Annotated in this window: 11 protein-coding genes and 1 pseudogene; 7 read left to right on the top strand and 5 right to left on the bottom strand. The window is 73.0% G+C overall.

Translation table 11 applies throughout. The annotated features are described in order from the left end of the window. Positions 1-220: 220 nt before the first annotated feature. From ASG00_RS07640 to ASG00_RS07650, 3 genes are read left to right on the top strand one after another with little or no spacing between them, the layout of a single operon-like run. A complete protein-coding gene (locus ASG00_RS07640) occupies positions 221-670 on the top strand; it encodes a MarR family winged helix-turn-helix transcriptional regulator (protein ID WP_235557396.1) in 450 nt (149 codons plus the stop codon). A 58-nt stretch (positions 671-728) separates the two neighbouring features. After that, positions 729-1,154 carry an organic hydroperoxide resistance protein gene (locus tag ASG00_RS07645; protein ID WP_056208141.1) on the top strand — a complete coding sequence of 142 codons (426 nt, stop codon included), beginning with the start codon at positions 729-731 and terminating at the stop codon, positions 1,152-1,154. Positions 1,155-1,180: 26 nt separating this feature from the next. After that, complete coding sequence (locus ASG00_RS07650) at positions 1,181-1,495, top strand: GNAT family N-acetyltransferase (protein WP_327037319.1); 315 nt, start codon at positions 1,181-1,183, stop codon at positions 1,493-1,495. A 75-nt stretch (positions 1,496-1,570) separates the two neighbouring features. Here ASG00_RS07650 and ASG00_RS14895 read toward each other — a convergent pair. Beyond that, a partial coding sequence (locus ASG00_RS14895; protein WP_235559429.1) for a hypothetical protein occupies positions 1,571-1,794 on the bottom strand: 224 nt, incomplete at its 5' end. Between the two features lie 415 nt (positions 1,795-2,209). Here ASG00_RS14895 and ASG00_RS07660 point away from each other — a divergent pair. From ASG00_RS07660 to ASG00_RS18940, 3 genes are all read left to right on the top strand, one after another. Next, the gene (locus ASG00_RS07660) at positions 2,210-2,899 is read left to right on the top strand and encodes a response regulator transcription factor (protein WP_045245816.1); all 690 of its coding nucleotides are present in this window, start codon (positions 2,210-2,212) and stop codon (positions 2,897-2,899) included. 458 nt (positions 2,900-3,357) lie between these two features. Further along, on the top strand, positions 3,358-3,787 hold a 430-nt coding region (locus ASG00_RS18935), incomplete at its 3' end, for a histidine kinase dimerization/phospho-acceptor domain-containing protein (protein ID WP_442922620.1). 173 nt (positions 3,788-3,960) lie between these two features. Then, positions 3,961-4,284 (top strand): sensor histidine kinase, encoded by a 324-nt coding sequence (locus ASG00_RS18940; RefSeq protein ID WP_442922621.1) that lies wholly within the window; start codon positions 3,961-3,963, stop codon positions 4,282-4,284. 51 nt (positions 4,285-4,335) lie between these two features. Here the strand turns inward: ASG00_RS18940 and ASG00_RS17675 are convergent. The 4 genes and pseudogenes from ASG00_RS17675 to ASG00_RS07680 all read right to left on the bottom strand — a co-directional run. Further along, the coding region (locus ASG00_RS17675) for an alpha/beta fold hydrolase (protein WP_235559430.1) at positions 4,336-4,635 on the bottom strand (300 nt) is incomplete at its 5' end. A 1-nt stretch (position 4,636) separates the two neighbouring features. After that, positions 4,637-5,115 (bottom strand): annotated as a pseudogene (locus tag ASG00_RS17680) (alpha/beta fold hydrolase); the annotation flags it as partial. Between the two features lie 59 nt (positions 5,116-5,174). Next, on the bottom strand, positions 5,175-5,663 hold the full coding sequence (locus ASG00_RS07675) for an 8-oxo-dGTP diphosphatase (RefSeq protein WP_056208154.1): 489 nt from the start codon (positions 5,661-5,663) through the stop codon (positions 5,175-5,177). Positions 5,664-5,751: 88 nt separating this feature from the next. Further along, positions 5,752-7,422 (bottom strand): helix-turn-helix transcriptional regulator, encoded by a 1,671-nt coding sequence (locus ASG00_RS07680; protein WP_056208157.1) that lies wholly within the window; start codon positions 7,420-7,422, stop codon positions 5,752-5,754. Between the two features lie 383 nt (positions 7,423-7,805). Between ASG00_RS07680 and ASG00_RS07685 the strand changes: the two genes are divergently transcribed. Then, positions 7,806-8,626: metallophosphoesterase family protein (locus ASG00_RS07685; protein ID WP_235559433.1), on the top strand; the 821-nt coding region annotated here is incomplete at its 3' end.

Consider the following 8,626-nt stretch of genomic DNA (forward strand, 5'->3'; position numbering starts at 1 on the left):
TCCCGTTCGCCTCCCAGGCGGACAGAAGCTTCGCGTTGTCAGTCATGGGGCCGATTATGACCCTCGGTTTCACGGGGTGTCAAACCGCGCAAAGCCGCACGGTCCCGCATGAACAAATGTGACGAAACGCGCCGTCACGACCGGATCGGCCGCGCAGATCGGCGGGATGCGGCATCCGAAATAAATTGTGCACAATTCAATTCTGTGCGAGGATCGAGCCGTGCAGCCCTCCGTCGACATGCTCTGCTTCGCGCTCTACAGCGCCGCGCGCGCGACCACCCATGCCTACCGGTCGCTGCTCGAGCCCCTCGGGCTCACCTATCCCCAGTACCTCGTGCTCGTGCTGCTCTCCGACGACCGCGCCCGCACCGTGAGCGAGATCGGCGACGAGCTCAGCCTCGACTCCGGCACGCTCTCGCCGCTGCTTCGCCGCATGGAGCAGGCGGGGTTCGTGACGCGCAGCCGCCGCGCGCGCGACGAGCGCGTCGTCGAGATCGGGCTCGCCGACCGTGGCCGCGAGGTGCGCGCCCAGCTCGCACCTGTGGCCGAATGCGTCTTCGACGCGATGGGGCTCGGCGCCGAGAACGGCATCGCACTGCGCTCTCAGCTGCACGCCCTCACCGCCGCCCTGCAGGCGGCCCCCGATCTTCACCCGGCCCTCGCCGGGTGACGCCGCCGGGACACGCCCGGCCCCCGCGAGCATCCGCTCGCCCTCGGAAGGAGAACCCATGGAGACCCTCTACACCGCCGAAGCCCTCTCGACCGGAGACGGACGTTCGGGCCACGTGCGCACGACCGACGGCGTGCTCGACCTCGACCTCGCCGTGCCCGCCTCGATGGGCGGAGCCGGGGGTGCCGCCGCCAACCCCGAGCTGCTCTTCGCCGCCGGCTACGCCGCCTGCTTCCACGGCGCACTGCAGGCCGTCGCCCGTGCGCAGAAGGTCTCTATCCACGACACCGCGGTCGGCTCCAAGGTCTCCATCGGCCCGAACGGGCAGGGCGGCTACCAGCTCGCCGTCGAACTCGAGGTGGTCATCCCCGAGCTCGACCGCGACGCCGCGCAGGCCCTCGCCGACGCCGCCCACCAGGTCTGCCCCTACTCGAACGCGACCCGCGGGAACATCGACGTCGTCGTGCGCGTTGTCGAAGACTGACACTGACCCGCGCCGAGAGACTGACACTGACCCGCGCCGAGGAGGACGTCATGGCTGACCTGCGATACCAGGACGAGAAGGATGCCTCGCGCTACGCGCTCTACGACGGCGATTCGCTCGTGGCGGTCATCGACTACGCCGACGATGGCTCGACAGTGGCGATGACGCGGGCCTTCACCATCCCGACCTTCCGCGGCAAGGGGTATGCGGGCGTGCTGACCGAGCACGCCATCGCCGACCTCGAGCAGCGTGGCGACCGCAAGGTGAGCCCGGTGTGCTGGTACGTGGCCGAGTGGTTCGAGAAGAACCCGGACCGCGCCGGCATCGTCGCCGCCCGCTGACACCTCTGACAGACGACGGATGCCCCGGACCTCGATGGTCCGGGGCATCCGTCGTCTGTCACCGTGAGACGAGGATCAGGCCACGCAGGTCTTCCACCAGGGTGAGTCCGTGATCTTCTCGGCGCGGTCCTTCACGACCGTGCCGTAGTCGCCCGCGGCGGCCTTGTCGGCCACGTTCTTCAGCGCCGCCTCCCGCGCCGAGCCGGCGGGCTGCTGCAGCGCCGCGCGCACATCCTGCTTCAGTGCGGCCGGTGCGCGATCGAACCAGCCGTGCAGGCGTGCACCGGCGTTCTTCGCCCNNNCTTCCGTTCGGCGCCCGCCGGCAGCGCGCGCGCCGCCTTCAGGTCGTTGCGCAGCTGCTCGGGGAGCTTCGCCCACAGCGCGCCGAGGCGACCGCGGGCGTTGCAGTCGGGCGTCGACGGCGACGACGACGCGCTCGCCGACGCGGTGGGGGTGGGTGTCGTGGTGGTGGTCGAGGCGAGCGCGGGTGCGGCGAACGCGACCGCCGTGCCGACGACGAGCGCGCCGGCACCGCCGATGAGCCAGGTGCGGACGGACATGGGTGCTCCTTTCGTCCCCGGCACCGACCATCGGCCCGAGGTGTCTCCCACGGTTCCCGATCTGCGTGAACGCGGTGTCCGCGCTGTGTTCGAGGAATGTAAGGCGTCGCGGATCGGGCGGGCCGCGGCATCCCGATCGGTATTGAATGGGCGCATGGAGCCCGCCGCCGACCGAGGACTCGTGCTGATCGCCGAGGACGAGCCGGCCATCGCCGACATCGAACGGCTCTACCTCGGCAATGCGGGCTTCGGGGTGCACGTGGAACGCGACGGGGATGCCGCGCTCGCCGCGGTGCGGCGGCTGCGACCGGTGGCGATCGTGCTCGACGTGGGCCTGCCCGGTCTCGACGGCATCGAGGTGTGCCGGGCGCTGCGCGCCGACGGCGACTGGACCCCCGTGATCTTCGTGACCGCCCGCGACGACGAGGTCGACCGTGTGGTCGGACTCGAGCTCGGCGCCGACGACTACCTCACCAAGCCGTTCTCGCCCCGGGAGCTGGTCGCCCGCGTCAAGGTGCTGCTGCGCCGGCGCGCGGCGCCCGCCTCCCGCGTCCACGCGCTCGGCCGGGTGCGCATCGACGAGACCCGCCGCCGCGTCGAGGTCGACGGTGAGGATGTCGCGCTGACCGCGACCGAGTTCGAGCTGCTCGCCTACCTCGCCGCCTCGCCGGGCCGCGTCTACACGCGTGAGCAGCTGCTGTCGGCGGTGTGGGGGCAGGCCGACTACGGCGGCGGCCGCACCGTCGACGTGCACGTCGCGCAGCTGCGCGCCAAGCTCGGCGAGGCGAGCCCCATCGCGACCGTGCGTGGGGTGGGGTACTCCGCCGACGAGGAGCCCCGATGACCGCCGCCGTGCCGCCCGCGCCCATCGCCCCGCCCCGGCCGCGGCGACGGCCCGGCACCCTGCGTACGCGCATGACGCTCGTCATGCTCGCCGTCGTCGGGCTCGCCGTCATCGTCACGGGCGTGATCACGGTGCCGGTCGTCCGCAGCTCGGCGGTCGGCGTCGCGCAGGACCGCCTCGCCGCGCAGGTAGACCTCATCGCGGGGCTCGATCGCGTGCCGGCCGGGCTCGACGGGTCACAGACCGAGTCCGCCACCGGCGGCACCCTGTTCGCCGTCATCGACGCCCCCGGCACAGGTGCCGCCCGCGGCCCCGGACGCACCTACGCGACCGATGTCGTGCGTCAGGCTCTGGCATCGACGGGCACCTACTCCGGCACGGTGCGCGGCGCCGCGGGCCCCGCCCTCGTCGAGGCCCGGCGCACGAGCGCGGGCTTCGATGTGGTCGCCGCGCTGCCGATGCGCGACCTCGACCCGGCCCTCGGACAGGTGACCTTCCGCGTGCTCATCGCCCTCGCCGTCGCCCTCGCGGCGGCCGCGATCGCCGCCGTGCTGCTCGCGCGATGGCTCAGTCGCCCGCTCGCGGCGACCGCCCGCGCCGCCCGGCGGCTCGCGGCCGGCGAGCGGGGCGTCGACGTGCCGGTCGCGGGGCCGGCCGAGACATCCGAAGTCGCTCTCGCCCTGCGCGCGCTCGACCATGCGCTCGCCACGAGCGAAGGGCGCCAGCGCGAATTCCTGCTGTCGATATCGCACGAGCTGCGCACCCCGCTCTCGGCGATCCGCGGCTACGGCGAGGCCCTCGCCGACGGCGTCATCGACCCCGCCGCCACCGCCGACGCCGGCCGTGTGCTCGTCACCGAGACCGACCGACTCGACCGCTTCGTCGCCGNGCTCGCCCGCCTCGAGGCCGACGACTTCAGCATCGAGAGAGTGGATGTCGCCGCGGCCGACCTCGTTGCGCAGATCGACGAGGCCTGGGCCGCGCGCGCCGCGACCGTGCCGGCGGTGCTGCGCACCCGGGTGGGCGCCGATGCCGGCGTGCTCAGCGCCGACCCGAACCGCATGCGGCAGGTGCTGGACGGACTCGTCGAGAACGCGCTGCGCGCGGTGCCCGCGGGCGGTGAGGTCGTCGTGGTCGCCGCCGCCGACCCCGCCGGCGTGCGGTTCGAGGTGAGCGACACGGGGCCCGGCCTCGACGCCGGCGACCTTGATGTCGCGTTCGACCGCGGGGTGCTGCGCTCCCGCTACCGCGACACGCGCGCCGTGGGCACCGGGCTCGGACTCTCGATCGCCGCACGTCTGGTCACCCGGCTCGGCGGGACGGTCTCCGCCCGCGCCCGCGACGGCGGCGGAGCCGTGTTCACTGTGCTCCTGCCGCGCGGCTGAGCACCGCTCCCGCCCGGTCCGGATCGACCTCCCGCGCGCGCGGGAGGCCGCTCACGCACGTGCGAACGCGACGATGCGGGCTGCGGCGGCCGCGGCATCCTTGATCATCGTCTCGTGCCCGTGTCCGGAGAGCTCGACCAGGTGCGCGTCGGGGATCTCCTCGACCACGAACCGGCACCAGTCGTGCGGCGACACCGGGTCGCCCTCACCGCGGATGACGAGGGTCGGCGCCACGATGCGCGAGTACGACTCCTCGGGCCGGTGTGCGAGCATCGCCCGCATCTTGCGTCGCAGGTTCGGACCCGCTCGCAGATACTCGCGGGCGCCGCGCACGAGCACGATCGGGCTCTCNCCCCAGAGGTCCTGTGCGAGCCGGCCGAGCTGGCGCACAGCCGACCGCTCGGCGATGTTGATCGTCGGGGCACACAGCACGAGTCGCCAGACGAGCATCGGATGCCGCGTCGCGACCTCGGTGGCCACCTGCGAGCCCATCGAGTGCCCGAGCAGCACGACGCGACCGTGCGCCCGGTCGAGACCCCGGTGCCGGAGGAATGCGGCGACGAGGTCGGCCATGCGCTCGATCGTCGGGGTGCGGGGCGGCTCGGGCGCCTCGCCGTAGCCGGGGAGGTCGAGCGCGATCACCTGTCCGCTCTCCCGCAGCCGCACCACCAGATCGGCGAAGACACTGCGGCCCATGCCGATGCCATGCACCAGCACGTAGGCGACCGGCCCCTCGCCCTGCTCCTCGACGACCAGGGTGGACCCGTCGTGCGTGAACGTATACGGCGCGGCGTCGCGGGAGTCTCCGTCGGGCAGCTCGGCGGTCACCATGGGACAGACGCTATCCGGCGCGTGTGACACGCAGGTGACGGGAGGGCGACCCGGTGCCCTCAGTCGGCGGCGGGCCAGGGTCCTTCGGCGACGACCGTGGCGAGATCAGGTCCGAAGGTGAAGGATGCCGCCACCCGCCCCCCGTCGAGCACGCCCGGCAGCCAGCGCTTCGCGTCGTCCCACATGCGCGCGAACGGCACCTGGTCGACGCGGAACCAGGCCGGCACGATCTCGTCGGTCTCGACGGGCTCACCCTGCCAGACGCGGCCGACGAACACGTGCGAACGCTGCGACCACGACGGTTCGTCGGGGAAGAGGTAGTCGAGCACGCCCACCGCGGTGAGATCGGCGCCGTCGACGACGAGCCCGGTCTCCTCGTGGATCTCCCGCACCGCGCCCTCGACGAGCGTCTCGCCTTGCTCGACCTTCCCGCCGATGCCGACCAGCCGGCCGAGGCCGAGACCGGTGCGTTTGAATCCGAGCAGCACCTCGGGTCCTTCCACGCCCTCGCGCAGAAGGAACGCGACGCACACGACCGGCAGCTCCACCCTTCCGAGCGTACGGCGCCGCGGGACGCCCCGATGACGCAGCTATGCGGCGTGGACGAGGGGCGATCTCCGAGGCTCGAGACGCGCCTCAGCCCGCGACGCCGGCGGTCGGCACGGCGGCGGCCACCGCGGAGCGTGAGCGCACGCCCAGGCGGGTGAACATCGCGGCGATGTGGTTCTCCACGGTCTTCTCGCTGAGGCCGAGGTCGTGGGCGATCTCGGCGTTGCGCCGACCGTCGGCGATGAGTCCGGCGATCTCCCGCTGGCGGGGGCTCAACGCGCTCAGATCCGTGCCGTGGCTGGAGCCGATCCGCGCGGCCAGCGAGACGCGGGAGCGGGCTCCGGTGATCTCGAGCATGTCGGAGATGTGCGCCTGGACGGTGCGCGGCGACAGGAACAGGGCCTCGGCGATCGCCCTGTTGCTGTGCCCCTCGGCCAGGAGCGCCCCGATCTGCCGCTGCCGTGCGGTGAGCATGACGATCTCGCCGGCGAGCTCCGGGTGCGTCTCCCGCAGGCGACGCCACCGTCGTGCGGCGACCAGGCGCACCGATTCCAGGCCGTACGCGTCGGCCTCCGCCGCCACCTCGGCGAGCAGGCGCGCCGCCGACGCCGGGTCGTCGTCGGCGATCGCCGCGGCGTGCACGAGCTTGCCGCGCATGACCTCGGTGTGGGCTCCCGCGCCCTCGTCGAGCCGGATGGCCGCGAGCGCGAGCGTGCGCGCGTCGTCGCGGTGTCCGTCGGAGGCCGCCACGATGCTCTCGGCGCGGGCGACGGATGCCGCGGCCACCGGGAACCGCGCGAGGTGCGCGGCCCGTGCCACCTGGCTTTTCGCGCTGGCGAGGTCTCCGCGTTCGAGGCTCGCCTCGATGAGCAGTTCGAGTCCGAACGCTTGATCCCACAGCTTCGAGCGTTCGAGGTCGGCGCCCGCGATCGCCACGAGCACCCCGGCGGCGCGCTGCAGCTGTCCGAGGGCGCGCATGCCCCAGGCCACATAGAAGCAGGCGCCGACCGAGAGGTAGTTCACGTCGCCGCGGGTACGTCGGAGCACTCCGCCCGCGAGTCGCTCGAACCCGATCCGGTCGGCCCGGCCGGCGGCGGCGAACGCGGCGATCGCCGCCACGACGGCATGGGCTCGCGCGGGCACACGGGCGCCGGCGTGCGAGATGGCATCGAGCACGCCGCGGGCCTGGTCGGTGTGCCCCTGGAACGCGAACGAGCGGGCCAGCAGTAGCTGCAGCGTCAGCGCGGCGCCGTCGACGGGGCCGTCGGGGGTGGCGGAGATCTGTCCGGGCGCCAGCCCCGTCGCCCGCAGGATCGGCGGGATCGCCGCGAACGCTCCCGCACTCATGGCGGCCTCGGCGAGCAGGTAGCAGGCGAGAAGATGACCTCGCCCGGGCGCGGCGAGCGTCGCGACGATCTCAGGCAGTCGGATGCCGCGCCGCGCCGCATGATCGGTGCCGACCATCGCATCGCACATCAGCAGGGCCGCGGCCGCGAGGCGGCGCACGTCGCCCGGAGCATCGGCGGCGGCATCCCAGGCGGCGTCGGCCTCGTCGATCGCCACCGGGAACCGGCAGGCGACTACCGCGGCGATGGCGCAGGCGACGCCCAGCAGGGCGGCATCCGCCGGTGATCCCGCATCCGAGCGCTGGCGTCGGAGCGTGTCGTGCAGGGTCCCCGCGTCGCCCGCGAATGCCGCACGCAGCACGTCGTCGACCACCGCCCACATCTGCGCGTGCGCGTCTCCTGCGGCGCTCATATCCCCTGCCGTCTCCGTCCGTCGGCGGACGGTTGCCCTCAGTACGACCTGCCGCGTTCGGCAGGATCTCACGGCTGTCGGGCGCGGTCGCCATCGACCTTCCTTCAGTATGCCTGAATACGCCGAATCCCCTATGCGCCGGATTCCGTCGCACGCATAGTCTCTCGGCGCGGTCGGCGATCGGGCGGCTCGGCCCCCAAGAGCCGCTCGGTCGTCGATCGTCCTGAGGCATCATGCCCTGCGTGCATTTTGGGGGCGTCGGGACGGTGTCGCAGGTCGCCCCGGACGGTGTGTGGGACCGCCCGGGGCGTCTCCGTCTTCGCGCACGGCACAGGGCGAGCGGATCGCCGGCGGTGTCGGAGCGACGCCGTAGCGTGGAGGGCATGCGCATCCTGCACACGTCCGACTGGCACCTCGGTCGTACGTTCCACGGCACGAGCACTCTCGCCGCGGTCGAGACCGTGCTGCGGGCGATGATCGCTCAGGTGCGCGAGCATCGCGTCGACCTCGTCGTCGTCGCCGGCGACGTCTTCGACTCCGTGACCCCGGCCGCCGCGACCTACGCCCTTCTCACCGAGACGCTGCTCGACCTGCGCGATGCGGGGGCGAGTGTGATCGTGACCAGCGGCAACCACGACTCCGCCGCCCGGCTCGGGTTCCAGGCGCCGCTGCTGCGCGAGGGCATGCGAGTGCTCACCGACCCCGCGCGTCTCGCCGAGCCCGTCACCGTGCACGATGCCGAGGGGCCCGTCCACGTCTACGGCATCCCGTTCCTCGAGCCCTCGCTCGTGCGACACCTGTGGCCGGATATCCCGACGCGCACGCAGCACGACGTGCTCGGTCACGCCATGTCGCTCGTGCGCGACGATCTCGCGCAGCGCGGGGGGCGCAGCATCCTGCTCTCGCACTGCTTCGCGGCCGGCGTCGACGCCACTCCCGGCGTCGAGCGCGACATCACCCAGGGCGGCATCGACCTCGTTCCGCTGTCGGTCTTCGACGGTCCTGACTACGTCGCCCTGGGGCACATCCACGGGCGGGCGACGCTCAGCGAGCGGGTGCGCTACAGCGGCGCCCCGCTGCACTACAGCTTCGGCGAGCGCGACAAGCCGCGCGGCGCCTGGCTCGTCGACCTCGACGCGGCGGGTCTCGCCGCGGTGACCTGGCTCGATCTTCCGGTGCCCCGTCGCCTCGCCGTCGTGCGCGG

Source organism: Microbacterium sp. Leaf351 (assembly GCF_001423825.1).
Lineage (GTDB): Bacteria > Actinomycetota > Actinomycetes > Actinomycetales > Microbacteriaceae > Microbacterium > Microbacterium ginsengisoli.

What these genes read in the sequence shown, in the direction of transcription:
- ASG00_RS07660 (WP_045245816.1), top strand. Translation starts at nt 2,210, where the DNA reads ATGGAGCCCGCCGCCGACCGAGGACTCGTGCTGATCGCCGAGGACGAG.
- ASG00_RS07680 (WP_056208157.1), bottom strand. Translation starts at nt 7,422, where the DNA reads ATGAGCGCCGCAGGAGACGCGCACGCGCAGATGTGGGCGGTGGTCGAC.
- ASG00_RS07645 (WP_056208141.1), top strand. Translation starts at nt 729, where the DNA reads ATGGAGACCCTCTACACCGCCGAAGCCCTCTCGACCGGAGACGGACGT.
- ASG00_RS18940 (WP_442922621.1), top strand. Translation starts at nt 3,961, where the DNA reads ATGCGGCAGGTGCTGGACGGACTCGTCGAGAACGCGCTGCGCGCGGTG.